General features: G+C 60.8%; 14 protein-coding genes. 8 read left to right on the top strand and 6 right to left on the bottom strand.

Features of this window, described 5'->3' with window-relative positions; all coding sequences use genetic code 11:
- Positions 1-294: 294 nt before the first annotated feature.
- Genes ACNSN4_RS06975 through ACNSN4_RS06965 form a run of 3 tightly spaced genes read left to right on the top strand, consistent with a single transcriptional unit; the run spans position 295 to position 4,367 of the window.
- Entirely contained in the window at positions 295-2,220 is a 1,926-nt protein-coding gene (locus tag ACNSN4_RS06975) for a PAS domain-containing sensor histidine kinase (protein WP_418285075.1), read from the top strand.
- Positions 2,207-2,680 carry a response regulator gene (locus ACNSN4_RS06970; protein WP_418285074.1) on the top strand — a complete coding sequence of 158 codons (474 nt, stop codon included), beginning with the start codon at positions 2,207-2,209 and terminating at the stop codon, positions 2,678-2,680. The genes ACNSN4_RS06975 and ACNSN4_RS06970 overlap by 14 nt, the downstream gene beginning before the upstream one ends.
- Positions 2,673-4,367 carry a bacterio-opsin activator domain-containing protein gene (locus ACNSN4_RS06965; protein WP_418285073.1) on the top strand — a complete coding sequence of 565 codons (1,695 nt, stop codon included), beginning with the start codon at positions 2,673-2,675 and terminating at the stop codon, positions 4,365-4,367. Before ACNSN4_RS06970 ends, ACNSN4_RS06965 begins: the two co-directional genes overlap by 8 nt.
- A gap of 133 nt (positions 4,368-4,500) precedes the next feature.
- Here the strand turns inward: ACNSN4_RS06965 and ACNSN4_RS06960 are convergent, their stop codons facing one another.
- Positions 4,501-4,704 carry a hypothetical protein gene (locus ACNSN4_RS06960; protein WP_418285072.1) on the bottom strand — a complete coding sequence of 68 codons (204 nt, stop codon included), beginning with the start codon at positions 4,702-4,704 and terminating at the stop codon, positions 4,501-4,503.
- A 4-nt stretch (positions 4,705-4,708) separates the two neighbouring features.
- Positions 4,709-5,056, bottom strand: coding sequence for a hypothetical protein (locus ACNSN4_RS06955; RefSeq protein WP_418285387.1), 348 nt, complete (start codon positions 5,054-5,056; stop codon positions 4,709-4,711).
- 599 nt (positions 5,057-5,655) lie between these two features.
- Here ACNSN4_RS06955 and ACNSN4_RS06950 point away from each other — a divergent pair.
- From ACNSN4_RS06950 to ACNSN4_RS06935, 4 genes are all read left to right on the top strand, one after another.
- Positions 5,656-5,955, top strand: coding sequence for a DUF7130 family rubredoxin-like protein (locus ACNSN4_RS06950; protein WP_418285071.1), 300 nt, complete (start codon positions 5,656-5,658; stop codon positions 5,953-5,955).
- A gap of 411 nt (positions 5,956-6,366) precedes the next feature.
- A complete protein-coding gene (locus ACNSN4_RS06945) occupies positions 6,367-7,467 on the top strand; it encodes a glutamate--cysteine ligase family protein (protein ID WP_418285069.1) in 1,101 nt (366 codons plus the stop codon).
- Between the two features lie 353 nt (positions 7,468-7,820).
- Positions 7,821-8,489, top strand: coding sequence for a helix-turn-helix domain-containing protein (locus ACNSN4_RS06940; RefSeq protein WP_418285068.1), 669 nt, complete (start codon positions 7,821-7,823; stop codon positions 8,487-8,489).
- A gap of 124 nt (positions 8,490-8,613) precedes the next feature.
- The gene (locus ACNSN4_RS06935; protein WP_418285067.1) at positions 8,614-9,444 is read left to right on the top strand and encodes a YihY/virulence factor BrkB family protein; all 831 of its coding nucleotides are present in this window, start codon (positions 8,614-8,616) and stop codon (positions 9,442-9,444) included.
- A 17-nt stretch (positions 9,445-9,461) separates the two neighbouring features.
- Here ACNSN4_RS06935 and ACNSN4_RS06930 read toward each other — a convergent pair whose 3' ends face one another.
- Together ACNSN4_RS06930 and ACNSN4_RS06925 are read right to left on the bottom strand one after the other, a co-directional pair.
- The gene (locus ACNSN4_RS06930) at positions 9,462-10,160 is read right to left on the bottom strand and encodes a universal stress protein (RefSeq protein WP_418285066.1); all 699 of its coding nucleotides are present in this window, start codon (positions 10,158-10,160) and stop codon (positions 9,462-9,464) included.
- Complete coding sequence (locus ACNSN4_RS06925; protein WP_418285065.1) at positions 10,160-11,584, bottom strand: APC family permease; 1,425 nt, start codon at positions 11,582-11,584, stop codon at positions 10,160-10,162. Before ACNSN4_RS06925 ends, ACNSN4_RS06930 begins: the two co-directional genes overlap by 1 nt.
- Before the next feature lie 836 nt (positions 11,585-12,420).
- Here ACNSN4_RS06925 and ACNSN4_RS06920 point away from each other — a divergent pair.
- Positions 12,421-12,873, top strand: a complete 453-nt coding sequence (locus ACNSN4_RS06920) for a hypothetical protein (RefSeq protein WP_418285064.1) — start codon at positions 12,421-12,423, stop codon at positions 12,871-12,873.
- A gap of 89 nt (positions 12,874-12,962) precedes the next feature.
- Here the strand turns inward: ACNSN4_RS06920 and ACNSN4_RS06915 are convergent, their stop codons facing one another.
- On the bottom strand, positions 12,963-15,770 hold the full coding sequence (locus ACNSN4_RS06915) for a CARDB domain-containing protein (RefSeq protein ID WP_418285063.1): 2,808 nt from the start codon (positions 15,768-15,770) through the stop codon (positions 12,963-12,965).
- Positions 15,771-18,065 (bottom strand): PKD domain-containing protein, encoded by a 2,295-nt coding sequence (locus ACNSN4_RS06910; protein WP_418285062.1) that lies wholly within the window; start codon positions 18,063-18,065, stop codon positions 15,771-15,773. It abuts the gene before it with no gap.
- Between the last annotated feature and the right edge of the window lie 72 nt (positions 18,066-18,137).

The following is an 18,137-nucleotide window of genomic DNA, read 5'->3' as shown; positions in this document are numbered from 1 at the left end:
GCTGTCGACTACGAATTCGGCTGCGTAGCATCTACGGGTGGAGGCGACACGACTCTCCGACCAATATACTGGTAAATCCGGATTTTCGCTTGGGAGCGACCCGGGGGTGCTCCCACTGCAGAGACTGATTTTGGCGTTCAGTCAGAAGTGAAGTTCCGTGCGGCTGGATCAGGCGGCGTGTGGTCAGGCCTACGAAAAAGGGACCTGTAACGACGATACTTCAACGTGTCACGGTTGCTTAATCCAATTTTCGGTATTCGTAGTTAAATAGCTCTGGTCTAGTAGGCTAGTATCATGATCCCGTCTCCGAGTGGTAGCAACCGGAATTGCGTCACCGAAACGGATGACACCGCAGCTCGGCGACAGCACTGGGACCTCGCCAATACGCGGAGCGACGGTGTCTTTCAAGTGAACTCCGAGTTGCACGTCGTCGCACTCGACGAAGCGTTCACCGCGATGACGGGGTACCCCCGGAACGAACTGCTCGGAGAGCACGTTTCGGTCCTCTTCACCGACGATGACGTCGAGTGCCTGAAAGACGAAATCGCACGGCAGCGGGATTCGCGTACTCCCACCCCGATCGGACTGTCGATACACTCTCTTCAGGGGGAACCCATCGAGTGTCTCGTACAAGTGAGCGTGCTGTCTACGAATACCGGGGGTCAGGAATCGCTCGGCATCGTTCGGTCAGACGCTATGGCGCACCCACCCCCTCACGAGTCCCGCTCCGAATCCCGAGACCTCCCGCTGGGCCTCGTCGACGTGACCGAGCAGCACGACGGTCACGAGGGAGTGGAGAGGGAACTTCGCCACGTCTTCGACCGCATCTCGGACGGCTTCTTGGCACTCGACGACGAGTGGCGGTTCACTTATATTAATGACCGCGCGGCTGAAGTCCTCGAAATTTCTCCCGAAGAAGCAAACGGGCAGGGACTCTGGGACGCGTTTCCGGAGGCGGTCGATTCGTCCTTCCATCAGAACTGCCTGCGAGCGATGAGCGAACGAGAGTGCGTCTCGTTTGAGGAGTTCTTCTCACCGCTGAATTCACGGTTCGAGGTGTCAGTCTACCCTTCCGTAACCGGCGTATCGGTATACTTTCGCGACGTTACCGAACGGCGGGAACGTCAGCACGCAGTCCGCGAGCGCGAACAAGCACTCGAGGCGAATAACGGCTACATTAACGAGGTCCTGAACACGATCGACGATCTGTTCTATGTGGTCGACGGAGAGGGACGCTTCCGGCAGTGGAACAAAGGCATTCGCTCCATCACCGGCTACTCAGACGACGAGATCGAGACGATGGATCCGTTGGATTTCATCGTTGAGGAAGATCGAGAGCGAGTCGCCGACAACATGGCCAAGACGCTTGAGACGGGGGACAGGCGAGTTGAGGCGCCTATCAGGACAAAACGGGGAGAGCAAGTTCCGATGGAGTTCGTTGCGTCGGCGATCGACACGCCCAGTGACGAGTCCATGATCGCGGGCATCGGGCGGGACATTAGCGAGCGCAAACGACGCCAACAGCAGCTCAAAGAGTCCAACGAACGGCTCGAACAGTTCGCTTACGCCGCGTCTCACGACCTACAAGAGCCCCTTCGGATGGTCTCCAGTTATCTCCAACTTATCGAAGAGCGCTACGGAGACGTGCTCGACGATGACGGACAGGAGTTCCTCGATTTCGCCGTTGACGGCGCCGACAGAATGCGTGAGATGATTGACGGCCTGTTAGCGTACGCACGGGTCGAGTCAGCCGGCGATTCGTTCGAGCCCGTCGAGCTCGATGCTGTCGTCGCAGATGTCCGAGACGCTCTCCAAATGCTGTGTGACGAGCACCAAGCCGATATTACAGTGGACTCCCTGCCCCGTGTTACGGGGGACCGCGGGCAGTTGCGCCAACTGTTCCAAAACTTGTTGGAGAACGCGATAGCAAACAGCGGCGACGCCCCACCGCAGATACACATCTCCGCCGAACGGGACGGTGATCGGTGGCTGATCGCCGTGCGCGACGAGGGCATTGGAATTGATCCCACCGACGCCGACCGCATCTTCGAGGTGTTTCAGAGCCTTGACGCTCCGGGCGAAAACGGATCGGGAATCGGATTGGCACTCTGTAAGCGGATCGTCGAGCGTCACGGAGGCGATATCCGGGTTGACTCCAGTCTGGGCGAGGGAGCGACCTTCTCGGTTACACTCCCGGCCGTCGGTGATGACCGTGAGTGACCAGCTCCATCTGAGCACCCCGGTCGACGTTTTACTGATAGAAGATAACCCGGGCGACATCCGACTCACTCAGGAGGCGTTCAGCCAGAGCCACATCGCCACCTCGCTCCACGTCGTGAACGACGGGATCGAAGCGCTCGATTTCCTGAACAAGCGCGATACGTACGAAGCCGTCCCGCGGCCCGACCTCGTCCTTCTCGACCTCAATCTCCCCCGGAAAAGCGGGGCTGAGTTCCTCGAAGAGTTGGAGGAAGAGCCACCTCATCTCGCGCACATTCCGGTGATCGTGCTGACGAGTTCACAGGCCGAAGAGGACATCGTCAAGTCATACGAGTTGCAGGCTAACGCCTACATGACGAAGCCGGTGGATCCGTCCGAATTCATCGCCACCATCAAATCGTTTGAAAATTTCTGGCTCGAGATCGTTGAACTGCCGCCAGCCGGGGACGGATATGACTGACGACACGCTCGATGTCCTTCTCATCGAGGACAATCCCGGTGACGCACGACTCGTTGCGGAGATGCTCGACAACGCGGGAACACAGCTCAGACGAATCGATCTCGGTGGGTCGACTCCCGATCGGCCGTCAGTCCACCACGAACCGACCCTCGCAGCGGGAGTGGCGCTGTTGTCTGAGCGAGCCGTTGACGTGATACTGCTCGACCTCGGGCTTCCCGACAGTACCGGCTTCGACACGCTCATCAGCGTCGTCGAAGCGGCCGAATTCACGCCCGTCGTCGTGCTCACGGGACAGGACAATCGTGGTCTCGGCGTACAGACGATTCAGAACGGGGCCCATGACTACCTCGTGAAAAACGAGGTGACGGAGGACCTGCTCATCCACTCGATTCAGTACGCGATCGAGCAGTCCCGTCAGGAGCGTGAACGGATCCGGTATCGCAAGCAACTGGAGGCGTTCAATCGACTGTACGGAATCAGTCAAGACGTCATCCACGCACTGATAACGGAATCGACGCGCGAGGATCTCGAGCGAGCAGTCTGCGAGAGGCTCGTGGAAGCCGACGCGTACGACTTCGCTTGGATAGGTGAGGTGAATCACTCGACCGGTCGATTCACTCGGCGCGACTCTGCCCCTGCTGACTGCGGGTTCGACATCGCCACGATTCCGTTCGACGGTGAAACAGACGCTGAGAGACCTGAAGCCAGCGCGGTTCGTACCCAAGAGGTACGGGTCGTGCAAGATATCGAAACCGCTCCCGAGTTCGAACACCGTCGAGAGCAGATGCGAGCGTGCGGGTACCGCACTATGGTCGCGATACCCGTCGCCTACGGAGACGTCTGTTACGGAATTTTAGCCATTTACGACGAGTCGCCGAACGCCTTCAGCAATATCGATCACGAGAACCTCTCACGGTTAGGTCAGAACATCGGCCACGCCATTACCGCCGTCGAACGCAAGGACGCTCTCACGAGTGAGACAGTGCTCCAGTTGACGTTCAGTCAAGACGGCGAGACCGATGCGCTTGTCGCTGCCTCAGCACAGGGGTGGACGCTTGAGTTCGAGCATCTCATTCGGACTGATCCCGGGATTCTCGCGTTCGGCGGCGTCGAGGGAATCAGTCAAGACGAGTTTCGCGAGGTCGTCGATCGCTCGACACTGGTCACGGACCTTCGGATCCTCTCGCCTGAATCTGATACGTACGAAATTGAACTCGTCATGAATTGGGGGGAAGAACTGGTGCCCGCCCTCGCAAAACACGGTGCCTTCGTAACCGGGATCAGTATCGCCGACGGTGAGCTTCAGTTCGTCGTCGACGTCCCGCCAAGGCGGGACAAGCATCACTTGGTCGCACTCGTTCAGGACCACTATCCGGACGCGACGCTGCGTGCCCAATGGACGGTGCCCCGTGACAACCCGGCTATCGCCGACTTTCATCTGGCGTTCGAGAATCAACTTCCGAAAAAACAACGCGCCGTGCTCAAGACAGCGTTCCACGCCGGCTACTTCGATTGGCCGCGAAAGAGTACCGGTGAAGAGGTGGCCGAACTTCTCGGGGTCACACAAGCGACGTTCAGCGAACACTTCCGAGCCGCTGAACGCACGCTGTTCGAAGCGGTGTTCGAGACGATCGCGGGCGACGGAGCGATACCGCCGTCACCTTGGGAGCCGTCAAATCAGGAGTGAACAGTCCCGTTCTGAAGCTTGGGGCTCTGCGCCCGTTCAGTGCATACCCGTACTCCTGGTAGACGGTAATCCTCCGCGACCGTGCCGTAACAGACGCTGCGACAGGTCGGATGTCAGGTAGCGTGTGGGCCCGCTATTCGGGGACAGAGCGCTTTCCCTGTGTCACTTTCGTAACGACCGCCGCTATTGCGGGGTATTTTACGGCCAACCACGGCGCGAGATACACCATCCCGCCGAGTATGGCGACAGTGGCGATCGAGGCACCGACTGGACCGACTCGCTTCCTCGCCACCTTCCAGATCGTCCACGCGGTCCCGAGGGGTTGTACTGAGACCATCAGATTACGCCCCAGGGACTCCGAACGCACCGATTCCGAGCCCGAGGACACTGTTCAAGACGAAGAGGATGACGAGCGCGGAAGCCCAAGCGACCACGCCGATCAGCGCTGCCTGGAGCCAGCCACCCGGATACCGCCAGTTGATGACGGCTATCCACACGATCAGGGCGATAACCGGCCCGAAAAGCGGGATCCATACGGTCAGGGCCCACGCGACGGCACCGATGAACGCGGTGACGACGGCGTGGCTGTAATCGTCAGTGTCCGCGATCACGCGGGCACTGATGTATATTGCGAGCCCTCCGATCAGGAGCGCAACGATGAATGCGACTATCGAACCGACAAATCCTATTGTCACACTCACGTATCGCCGACAATTATCAATAGGATTGCGCCAACGTACGTTAATTCGCGACAGCGAATGGTCTCCCAGTATCTAGCCGCTGCCACCCTGACTGCGGCGGCTCGCGGAGCGCCGCTCGGGTATCGCGGGTACTCGTGGTGTGAGATCACATGCTAACAGCCGTCCGAGAAGAATGATCCGGCAGGAGACGGACCGGCGAAGGCCCAGCGGGCAGTGGGATCTGTTCAGGCGAATCTCGTTGTCGGAGATGGCGTCACTGTCGGAGTCGTCAAGCCGGAAGTCCTCCTCGCTCTCGTCGCCACTCGAATGCCTGGACGGTGTGTAGGATCCAAACATCAACACGAGACGGAATCGCAACGAAGGATCGGGGAGTCCAATCCGGAACGTAACGAAGTTCCGGAATGTCAGAGGCTTTCCCTGACCCAGTTACCATGAACGCGCGTAATTGGATATAACCCGACTGTTACTCTCTTCATCACATCGTGTTTAGCGAGTACTGTGCAGTGATCCGGTAGTATGTCTCGGAACGGCGGGGTTCCACGTATGTTGGCCACACGTTGATGCCGCGAACGAACCACGAGTACGGTATGGATGCCCAGAATCGAGTCCAGAGCGTGTCTATCGAACCGGGAGAACTAGTGTACGACAGCAACAGCCGGGTCGTAGGGCGAGTGAGCGGCCTCACCAACGACGGGTTCGAAGCCGAGGAGACGGCCCTCGACGAGAGCGAAGTCGAGGAAGTGCCGGGGAAGGAGTTCGGTGAGGGATACCTGATGTGGCGGTGTGGTGAGTGCGGGGAGATGGACGAACTGGACGGGGGACTGCCAGAGTCGTGCCCGAACTGTAGCGCTCCAGTGGAAGCGATTTCCGCCGTCGAAGAGGACTGAACGTGCACCCTACCTGCGTGTGAACTGCGGTACGAAATCGTCGGAAAGGACCGCTAGAGTGCAGATTCCGATTCAGATCGCGGAACGCCTCCCGTGACGGCCAGCCGGTCAGGTGCTGTCGACAACGCTTCCGAGACATCGAGCCGACGTGACCACGCGGTAGCGGCCTTTTGGAAGTTGCGAGGTGACACTCCAGCTCGAAGCGCAGAGCGGACGTCAATCTATAGTCTTAGGCGGATCCTTCACACGTCTCTCATCGGTATCTCCTATCAGAGATATCGTATGTCCGATATAACGAGAGAATCCCCGGTCCACGCAGCGCACCCACCGAAAATAACGGGAGTTGGACTCGTCGAGTACGGCACTGAGACCCGTCCTATCGAGGCAACCCAGCCGACGGTGACCTAACCCATGTATACACTCAACACTGGCGTCGAACTGGAACTGTGGGTCGTCGACGAGACGGGACGACTGTGTGACGGAACGGACATAACCTACGCACACGATCGGATAGAACCCGAGTTCATCGATCCGCTCATCGAGGTGAAGACGAAGCCGCACGACAGCGAACGCGCTCTGCGGCGTGATCTTCAGTCGGTCCTTCAGACGGCGATCCTCGCGGCGGAGGGCGCGAGCAAACGCCTCGTTCCGCTGGGGACCCCCTTGACCGCGTCAGACGCCCCTGCGAACTGCGAGCGTGGACGGGCCCTCGAAACCATCTACGGCAGCGGTGTCGAGAGCGCGAAGAACTCCGCCGGAGCGCACATCCACTTTGAGCAGGAGGATATCGTCGACCAACTCAACCTTCTGACTGCACTCGATCCGGCACTCGCGTTGGTGAGTTCCTCGGCCTATTACCGCGGGACACACGGCGCAAACTCATCGCGCTCCCTCGCGTATCGAGCGGATTGCGGAGACGACTTCCGCTGTTACACGGACTTGTGTGAATACGCGGACAGCCCCGCGAGATGGCGAGGCCGTGTCGACGAGAAGTACGATCGGTTCAAGCGGCTGGCTGCCGACAAGGGAGTCTCCCGCGAGACCGTCGAGGAGCTGTTCGCGCCCGAAGATACCGTGCTGAACCCCGTTCGCCTTCGAGAGTGTCAGCCGACGGTCGAGTGGCGGGCGCCAGACACCACGCTCCCCAGCCAAATTCTCCAACTCGCGACCGACGTCGAGACGCTCATGTCGCACACGCGAACGGCGTCCGTCGAAGTCGGCGACCCAGCGGTCGGGGAGGATTCCGTTCGGATCCCGGAGTTCGAGGCGCTTCAAGACCTGAGCTGGAAGGCGATCGAAACCGGGCTCGAATCCCCGGACGTCGACGCGTATCTGCAGGATTTGGGGTTCGATACCTCGGCGTACGATCCGTTCTCGACGAGGCTTCACGGACCGTACCAACTCAGCGACTCGGAAGCGCGAACGCGACGGCTGCAACAGGCCGGTCGGCTGCAGGCAGACGTCCAGAATCTGACCCCCGAAGAATCGCAGTATTCGATGTTTCCGGCCTGAGCGAGGGGTGGTCGCGACGCTGACAGCGATCTGCCGGTACTGGCCGGCAGGATGGGTCGGTCTCCCGCCCGCGTTAGCTCGACTCCCGGCACGGAAGGGCAGCCACTCTCAGCGGTCAGGCTCGACCTCGGGTCGCGTTTTGACCGGTCTCTCAGTCCAATTCTCGTTTCGTGGCCAGCACAGTCTCACTCCGGACGATTTTCAAGGCTTAATGGAGTACTGAACAAAATATGCCCACAGTATTCGGCCGTGTTCACCCGATTACAGGAGCCAATATTCCACCCGTCTGCGAAATATAACTAACGGACGCATACGCTGTTTATATTAAAACCCTCACACGGACAGTGGCGCATATGGAGACCGTCCTCGTTGCCACCATCCCAACTGGCGAGTTCGTTCTTGAGGAGACTATCGAGCGGGTCCCGGACATCGAATGCGAGTTCCTCCAATCTGCCATCCACAGTTCGGCGTGCACGATGCCCTTCCTCTGGGCGTCGACGAGTCAACCAGACGAACTGGACGCTGCCTTACGAGGTGATTCGTCTCTAGAGCGCGTTCGCCGCCTGTCCACAGATGGGGGTCGTGCGCTATACTCGATTGATTGGACAGCACCCGCGGCGTCTCTCATCGACGGGTTTGCCGAGACTGACGGCTTGGTGCTCGACGTCCGGGGGGCGTCCGATCAGTGGAAGCTACAGATACTGTTTCCTGACCGCGCGACGGCATCAGCGGCCTTCCAAACGTGGTGTGACAACGGTATGAGCCCGTCGCTCTCTCGTATCGGCAATCTATCCCGTCGGGAAGGCAGTAAGGGAGGGTTGTCGGCGACACAACACAGCACGATCACCCAAGCGTTCGAGACGGATTACTACAACGTCCCACGGGGTACGACGCTGCAGGAACTGGCCACGGGCTTCGACGTGTCTCATCAAGCCGTATCCGAACGTCTCCGACGGGCTCACTCCCATCTCGTCGAACAGACGCTCACGGAATCGACGGTCGGAGCGGAAGGTCGCCTGTGAGCGTCGCTCTACGCCGCCGATGAGCCTGCCGGTGTCCTTGCTGCGACTCCGATCTCTAAGTCCCTGTACGGAGCCATCGAGTAGCGGACACGTCGGTGCGGCGCGAATGAGAGAGAGATAGCGCATGCGTTCACAGTACACTCACACAGCGAAAAATGCGGTCCGAATACTGCGGGACATCGTCGAGGAATCTAAAAACAAGAACGTCCCGTTCATGGCAGGGAGCATCGCGTATTCGGCGTTCGTCTCACTGCTTCCGCTTATTTTGTTGTTGGTGATCGCGGCGTCTGTAGTCGGCGGCGAATCGCTGGCAAACCGCGTTCAAACCGTTACAGAGAGCTACCTCACACCGAGTGGACAGTCCCTATTGGCCGACAGTATCACCTCGGCGAGCAGCCAAACGGGCCTTTCGATTCTCGGGCTCGTCGTGCTTCTTTGGGGAGTACTGAGGGTCTTTCGTGCGCTCGACACCGCCTTTTCAGCGATTTACGACACCCAGTGGAAGAACGACCTCGTCCATCAGTTCAAAGACGGGATCGTGGTGCTAGTGTCTCTGGGGGTCGCGTTGTTAGTAGTGATAGTCGCGGGACTGAGCCTCCGTCTCGTCCCGGACCTTCCGTTCCCGCGGCTGGCGAGAGAGGTGTTGTTGATTTTCGGCCTCTCGATCGTATTTATTCCCATCTACTACGTGTTCCCCGACGTGGATCTGTCTTTCAAGATGGTTCTTCCAGGGACAGCGGTTGCGGCCGTCGGATGGACACTACTCAACGCCGGATTCGGTCTCTACGTCGCGTACTCGTCGACTCAAGACCTGTACGGTGTTCTCGGTGGTGTGATACTCCTCATTACCTTTCTCTACTTTGGAGCGCTGGTGATCTTGATCGGAGCCGTTACCAACGTCGTTCTCATGGGCGGCCGCTCTTCCGGCTCCGTCGAGACACCGAGCACTGAGTGAGCGGAAGATGCGCCCCGTTAGCCGTCGAGGGCTTCGTCGTATCGAACGACGAGGACGGGGCCGACTGAGGCGGCGGCGACGCGATCGGTTTCTTCGCCGAAGACGAGCGACCGGAACGAGGGGGCGTTCTCGCCCATAACGATCGCATCGTGATTCGGAGCCGTCTCGATCAGTGCATCGAACGGGGACCCACCAACGGCTCGTTCCGTCCGGACGTCGATTCCGGCCTCGCCGAGCCGTTCCGCTGCCGTGTCGAGCCGATCCGCTCCCGTGGGTTCCGTACTGGTGGCCAGAAACAGGGTCACACTGATATCTCGGCCGCCGACGAGTTCTTCGACGAACGTCAGGATTCGGTCGACAGCGACGTCACCCGACAGCGAGACGAGGAGTCGGTCCACATTACCGGTCATCCCGGAGATGGCAAACGCCCGCGCGTCGACCTCCTCGGCGATCCGACCGATCGTCTGCTCGCGATCGTGGGTGAACACGAGTCGATAATCGGCAGCGCCACCGGCCGTCCGAAACTCTTGGCTCAGATCTTCCAGCGCGCTGTTCGCCCGTTCTCCGTACTGCATGCGGGCCTGATCCGGCGGCGTCTGTTCGGGCAGAACGTGGTATCCGAGGACGGTGACGTCCACCGTGCCGAGCAGTGTCATCAACCCGGGCGAGACGGTATTTCCCTCGAGGACTTCGACGGGAACGAGCACGCGTGTCATTATAAGGCCCCCTTGAGCTTCACGTTCCGAGCGTAATAGAAGTACCACCCGGCGGTCAGGACGATGACGGCGACGCCGACGCCGATCGATACCGGGTTCATGAAGGCGATCAGGCCGAAGCTCGCGAGGGCGCCGATCACCGGGATTACCGGTCCTCCGGGAACTCGAAAGTCGGGATCGTACCACTCCGGTTGATCCCGGCGGATGGCGATGAGCGCCACGCAGATCAGCCCGTACATAATGAGATGGAGGAACGACGCGACCTCGGCGAGTAGCTGAACCTGTCGGGTCGCCGCTAGCACGATTACCGGGCCGCCGGCCATCCCCAATGCGACGTGTGGTGTGCCGTATCTCAGGTTGATCCGACTCGCCCGCCGTGGGAGGAGTGCATCCTTCGAGACGCCGTAGATCGCCCGGGAAGTGCTGAGAATCGAGGCGTTCGCCGACGACATCGTCGCGAGCAATCCACCGACGATGATCACCAACGCGCCCGCAGGCCCGAGCAGCTGCCGGCCGACTTCGACCATCGCCGTCTCACCGGCCGCCGCGAGCGCGTCTTGGGTGAAGACGCTCGTTGCGACGAAGATCGTCAACACGTACATCGCGGTGACGATAAGCACCGAACCGATCATGGTAAGCGGGAGGTTTCGGCCCGGATTCTTCATCTCGCCCGCGACGGTCGCGACCTGTGCGAATCCGAGATAGGAGGTAAACACCAGCGCGGCGACGGACATGATCGGGACGACCTCCCAGACGTTGGCGGCTTCGCCTGGGGGTGTATCGGCGTCGATGAACCCGAGCGCTTCCAACATTCCGAACGCGAGAAACGCGACGAGCATCGACAACAGCAGGGCGACGATGCCGTTCTGGAGTTTCGCGGCGTTTTTGGTGCCAGTGACGTTCAGAACCGTGAATCCGATACCGAACAGGACTGCGAGTACGGAGACGAGGAGTCCGGGGCTGGCACCGATAGCGATCCCGATCTCGGCGAGGGCATCGAGCGCATAGAGGCCGAGACCGACGAGATAGAAGGCGGTCGCGAACACGAGGCCGAGCCACAGCGAGAGCCCGACGATGGTCCCTGCAAGGGTGCCGAGGCCGCGAGAGATGAAGTAGTAGCCCCCACCGCTCTTCGGCATCGCGGTGGCCAACTCCGAGGTCGGCAGGGCAACGAGTAGTGCGATGACGCCGCCGACCGCGAAGGAGGCGGTTGCGGCCGTTCCGACTCTGGCCCCGGCCAGACCGGGAAACACGAAGATTCCGGCACCGATCATCGTTCCGATGCCGATCGCGAGGCCACCGGTCAGTCCGAGAGTCCGTTCGAGTTCGGCGTCGTCGGTGATCGTCGCCTCCGCAGTTTCGACGACACTCTCTGCGACCGGCCGATCGCCTTCGATGTTGCTTCCGCTCGGCTCGTTACTCATGGGAGGTCAACTCTCGGTCCGAGATGTCAACAATGTAAACGTCCGATTACTTCACATTATTGGCAGCACTTTGGAAGGTGTTCAGATCCGGATTGAATGATATAACCTACTGATCGTATTCTGAAAAAACCGCTCATCAACTGCATCCTCCGAGGTTGTGGTACCGTCACATACTCCCGGGATAGCAAGCGATCAGGGCTTTCAGACCTGTCTCTGAAATCGATAGGATCACGTCTTGATGGTGTGCTCTGATAAAGATACGATAATTTGAATATCGGGCTGGCTGTGTTTACTTGGTCTATATCAGGATGGTCGGTCCATTACCAATGGAGAGACGGCCGGACACTCCCTTTGGCACGCTTGAATCGGCCACGGTCGACTGATCCGAGCGAGGACAACCACCTGTTGGACGACGGCGACACCGATGAAACTGCCGGCGAAGACTCGACGAGAGTGAACGAGGGGAACGCTGACCGCGGCGCAACCGCCACGGACGACCGCGAACCCGACGACGGGTCGTCACTCAACGATCGCGAATCGACGGTCAGGTCGGGTTCGGCGTGGTCTCGGTACTGCTCACGATACTTGGTACGACCACACTCTTGAGGCGGTGGTCACGATGACCCACACACACGACGGATCCCGTGACGGCCGCCGAACGAGTCCACCGCGGCTCGCGAGCGCCGGATTCGTGCTGGCCGGCGTGTCGTTCTGTCTCGGTGGGATAATACTCGTGCGAACCGAGGTCCCTCCGTCGCTGTCGCCGAGACTTGGGATGGCGTCACGGGCTCTGGGCGCTCGCAGTAGCGTTATTGACGGTCTCCGCGTGTGTTAGCGTGCGGTCTATCGCGGAGCTCCGAGACGGGCTGGTCGGGGAACTAGCGGTCGGGGCGCTCGGACTGGGCGTACTCCGGGGTCTCCAGTGGGTCTCGTGGGCGTACGTGGACGTGCGAGGGTCCCGCAAGGCGGCGCACGACTTCGTACTGGAGACGCTGATTGTTCCCTTCGGTGCCGGACACCTCCTCGTGTACGGCTTGCTCGTCGGAACGGGAGTCACGCTCCTCGGGTGGGCACTTCGCTCGACATCGCTCACGCATCGCGCCGTCGACTGGGCGGGCGTCGTTCTCGGGGGAAAAACTGTCCTTCTGTGGACCGTTGCGCTGCTTTTCGCGTTCGGCGGCGGCGGTGACGGGCACGTTCTGTTCGACGTGGCGACGCTTCTACTGCCCGTCCTCTATCTGTGGGGGATAGTAGCCGGTGTAGAATTTCATCGACGGGGCCAGCCATAGGGTTTCAAGTACGTATTCACCGAGAAAATCTCACAATGAATCGTGTTACAATTAAAAAGAAGCGAGCGCCGAAACGGTAGTGCCCTGAGCTAGTTGTCCCCCTCGAACTGTGCGTCGTAGTCGTTCTGTATCTCGATCGTCGTCTCGCGGCTCACATCGCTGAAGTCGCGATTGTGGCGGTCGTTAGTGATCTCATCCCGCGTTTGAATCTCATCGAGATCCGTTCCTTCGGGGAACGGCTGGCGGTTGTAGATCGCCTGTACTTCTCCGGCGGTCTTGGTGCTGAGATCCGCGAAGTTCCGATCGTACTTCGCCTGTGCAATCTCGTCGAGAGTGAACGCCGGATCGGACGGGTGCGGACCGAACTGTGCGTCGTAGTCGTTCTGTATCTCGATCGTCGTCTCGCGGCTCACATCGCTGAAGTCGCGATTGTGGCGGTCGTTAGTGATCTCATCCCGCGTGCGGATATCGACCGGTTCCGTTCCTTCGGGGAACGGCTGGCGGTTATAGATCGCCTGTACTTCTCCGGCGGTCTTGGTGCTGAGATCCGCGAAGTTCCGATCGTACTTCGCCTGTGCAATCTCGTCGAGAGTGAACTCCCTGTCCGCACTGTCATCGCGGTCGTCGGCGTCGTCACCATCGCTTGTGTCGTCGCCCTCGTCTGCATCATCGCCCTCGTCTACGTCGTCGCCATCGTCTGCGTCGTCACCATCGTCCGCGTCATCGCCCTCGTCTGCGTCGTCGCCATTGTCGGCATCATCGCCATCGTCTGCGTCGTCGCCATCCCCATCACCGGCGTCGTCACCATCGCCATCGCTTGTGTCGTCACCATCGTCGGCGTCGTCGCCGTCGTCTGCGTCGTCATCGTTTGCGTCATCACCCTCGTCGGCGTCGTCACCATCGCTTGTGTCGTCGCCATCGCCCCCGTCTGCGTCGTCGCCATCGCCCCCGTCTGCGTCGTCGCCATCGTCGGCATCATCGCCCTCGTCACCGTCATCGACGGCCTCGATGGTGATCGTCGCCGTCGCGGAGTCGTCGTCGGTGAACACGCCGTGGGCGTAGTCTCCGGCGTCAAGACCGCTCGTGTCGATGTCGCTGAAGGTGACCGTCTGCGTCTCGTCGCCCTCCAGCGTCACCTCCTTATCGGCCAGCGCCTCGCCTTCGCCGAGCGTGCCGTCACCGTCGAGGTCGAGTCGGAACTCCACCGTCTGGGTGGCTTCCTCGTCGCCGTCGTTAGTGATGTCCGCGGAGACGGTAATGAGGTCACCCTGCGTCGCATTGTCCGGTGCGTCCAGGTTCGACACCTGGAAGTTCGGCGGGTCGGGTTCCGGCGCCGGGTCGTCGGCCTCGACCGTGATCGAAGCACCCGTCGTTTCGGTGACGGTGTACGATTCGCCGGCCTCGGTACCGAGCGCCTCAACGGCCAGCCCGATGTCACTGGTTCCTGCCTCGTCACCCTGAACGGTGATCGTCGCGATGGTCACGCTGCCGCTATCGTCCGTGTCAGCGAGCGCAGCAAGCACGTCGACCGAGGAGCCGTCCGCTGCGATCGAGACATCGGTCGTCTGAGGGCTCGGGTCCCCGCCGACGGCGACATCCGATATCGAGGCGACGTTCGGATCGGCGATACTGACGGTGAAGTCGTACGCACCGACGCCACCGTCAGCTGAGTCAACGACCACGTCGTACGTCATCGTCTCACCGGCGGTAACCGTCGAATCTGGCGGCTGGAGACTCACTGCCGTCTCTCGTGCCGTATCATCGCCGTCGTCTGCGTCGTCACCCTCGTCTGCGTCGTCGCCGTCGTCTGCGTCGTCGCCGTCGTTTGCGTCGTCGCCGTCGTTTGCGTCGTCGCCGTCGTCTGCGTCGTCGCCGTCGTCACCATCGTTTTCGTCGTCGCCGTCGTCTGCGTCGTCGCCGTCGTCACCATCGTTTGCGTCGTCACCATCGTCGGCGTCGTCGCCGTCGTCTGCGTCGTCACCGTCATCGACGGCATCGATGGTGATTATCGCCGTCGCGGAGTCGTCGTCGGTGAACACGCCGTGGGTGTAGTCTCCGGCATCGAGACCGCTCGTGTCGATGTCGCTGAAGGTGACTGTCTGCGTCTCGTCGCCGTCCAGCGTCACCTCCTGTGAGTCCAACGCCTCTTGTTCGTCGAGCGTGCCGTCACCGTCGAGGTCGAGTCGGAACTCCACCGTTTGAGCGTCTTCCTCGTCGCCGTCGTTGGTGATGTCCGCAGAGACGTCGATCGCGTCACCTTGCGTCGCATTGTCCGGTGCGTCCAGGTTCGACACCTGGAAGTTCGGCGGGTCGGGTTCCGGCGCCGGGTCGTCGGCCTCGACCGTGATCGAAGCACCCGTCGTTTCGGTGACGGTGTACGATTCGCCGGCCTCGGTACCGAGCGCCTCAACGGCCAGCCCGATGTCACTGGTTCCTGCCTCGTCACCCTGAACGGTGATCGTCGCGATGGTCACGCTGCCGCTATCGTCCGTGTCAGCGAGCGCAGCAAGCACGTCGACCGAGGAGCCGTCCGCTGCGATCGAGACATCGGTCGTCTGAGGGCTCGGGTCCCCGCCGACGGCGACATCCGATATCGAGGCGACGTTCGGATCGGCGATACTGACGGTGAAGTCGTACGCACCGACGCCACCGTCGGCGGTGTCGACTACCACGTCGTACGTCATCGTCTCGCCGCTCGTGACGGTCGCACTGCTCGGCTCAAGACTCACTGCCGTCTCGAGCGGGTTCTCCTGCTGTGCTGCCACCGGTTCCTGGCCGCCGATCGGTCCGACGCCTAGTGCCGCGCCGCCGATGCCAGCCGTCGTGACCAGCGCGACCGTCACGATGGCCATGAGACTATTCAGCTCGAGTGTCGGCGTGATGTTACGTGCGCTCATTCAGGGCACCTCGGTGAACAGTTTCTGGACGTCAACCACGTCGACGACTCCGTCCTGGTTGAAGTCGAACTTGTCCGGATTGTTCTGGATCGTCTCGTCGTCGAGGTTGGCGAACAGCGCCTGGACATCGACGATGTTGAACTCGCCATCGCCGTTGATATCCTCGTAGAGGCCGTCACCGTCCGGGTCGGTCGGCGAATTCTGGAAGTTACCGATAGGCGGGAGTTCGACGACCGAGATGGACGCACCGTTCTCGTCGGTGACGGTGTAGCTCTCGCCGTCCTCATTTCCGAGCGCCTGCACGTCTAGGGATATGTCACTCGATCCTTCGGCCGTTCCCTCAACGGTGATCGACGCGATGGAGACGCTGCCGGTGTCGTCCGTGTCCATCAGTGCCGCGCGAATCGTCACCGATGAGTTGTCCTCCGCGTAGTTCACGTTCGTGAGGCCGGGATTACCGGCGATCGTGACGTCAGTTATCGACGCGACGCTTGCGTCATCGAGCGAGACCGTGAGTTCGTATGCACCGACGCCGCCGTCGGCGCTATCCACGACCACGTCGTAGGTCTCGGTGTTCCCGGCCACGACTTCAGCGCTTTGAGGCGAAAGGCTCACCGACGTTTCGGAAGCCGATGCTTCCGATTCGTCGATAGTGATCGTCGCCGTCGCGGAGTCGTCGTCAGTGAACACGCCGTGGGCGTAGTCCCCAGCCAGGAGCCCGCCCGTGTCGATATCACTGAAGGTGACCGTCTGCGTCTCGTCACCGTCCAGCGTCACCTCCTGTGAGTCCAGTATCTCGCCTTCGTCGAGCGTGCCGTCACCGTCGAGGTCGAGTCGGAACTCCACCGTCTGGGTGGCTTCCTCGTCGCCGTCGTTGGTGACATCAGCCGAGACGTCGATCGCCTCGCCCTGCGTCGCGCTGTCCGGTGCGTTCAGGTTCGAAACCTGGAAGTCCGCCGGAGCAGGTGCCTCGGTAACCGGCTGGACGGTGACGTTCACTTCATCGGTGTCGGTCCCGCCGTTCCCGTCGGAGACCTCGACCTCAAAGGTGAGTGTCGTCTCGCTCTCCACGCTGGGTGCGGTAAAGCTCGGCATCACCGACGTGTCGCTGTCGAGCGTCACACCGGAACTTGTCGTCTCCGACCACAGGTACGAGAGGTTGTCGCCGTCCGGGTCTGAGGACCCCGAGGCGTCTAGTGTGACCTCTGTGCCCTCGTCGACGGTCTGATCGTCACCGGCGTCGGCGATCGGATCTTGGTTCTCCGGCGGCGCTTCGACGACTGTCACGACCTGGGACGTCGTGTCGGTGGCGCCGTCGTCGTCTTCGACGGTAAGGGCGACGTCGTAGTCGCCGGTGGTGTCAAAGCTAGTCGTCACCGTTTCACCGGTATCGTCGAGTGTTTGGCCGTCGATAGACCATTCGTAGGAGACGATATCCCCGTCTGAGTCCTCGGAGTTCGAGGCGTCGAGGGTTACGTCCTCACCCACCTCGGGCGAGGCCGGATCGACGGTGAATGCCGCGGTCGGCTCCTGGTTCGGCTCTGGGACGTCCTGAACGGTGATATCCACCGTGTCGGTGTCGCTGGCTTGGCCGTCCGAGACTTCGACCTGGAAGGTGAGCGTCTCGTCACCGTCGACCTCTGGCGCGGTGAAGCTCGGCGTCGCCGTGTCGGCGTCGCTCAGCGTCACGTCGGGACCAGCCGTCTGCGTCCACTGGTAGGTCAGCGCGTCGCCGTCCTGGTCGCTGGAGCCAGTGGCGTCCAACGTCACCGAATCGCCCTCGTCGACCGTCTGGTCGTCACCGGCGTCGGCGGTCGGCGGCGTGTTCTGATCGGGCTCTTCGACGGTGATAGTGGTCTGGGTCGATTCGACGATCCGGTCGCCCGTTCCGGGATCGAAGCCCGACCCTTCGACGTCAACGGTGTAGTCACCCTCCTCGGCGTCCTCAGGGACGTCTATCTGGTAGGTGACTTCGTAGGTCGCTGACTGGTCTTGATTAAGCCAGACAATCCCGTCTGGGCCAATAGCACCGCCGTCAGCGTCCGTGATTGTTCCATCCCATCCGGATGGGAAAGCAACTTGCATTCCATGCGCGTTTAATCCCTCCACACTGAACGTCGTGGTCAGCTCGACCGTCTCTCCGGGCGCTGCTGTGACGTCGGTCTCCGATTGTTCGAGTGTCGTTACTTCCTGAGCCGCCACCGTCCCGACCGATCCGAGGACCGAGAGGATGACGACGAGAGTGAGAACCAACGAGAGTGTCTTCCGTTGGTTCTGTTTCGCTATCAATTTCATTATCTGTGGTTGTCTAGGTGTTGTCTGGTTTCACTGAGTCGCTCGTCGCACAGTACCCGTCACCGAGAGAGG

Source organism: Halorubrum marinum, assembly GCF_048381195.1.
Classification (GTDB): domain Archaea; phylum Halobacteriota; class Halobacteria; order Halobacteriales; family Haloferacaceae; genus Halorubrum.
Note: the sequence above shows the minus strand (reverse complement) of the source record. Positions and strands in the feature narration are given on the sequence as shown.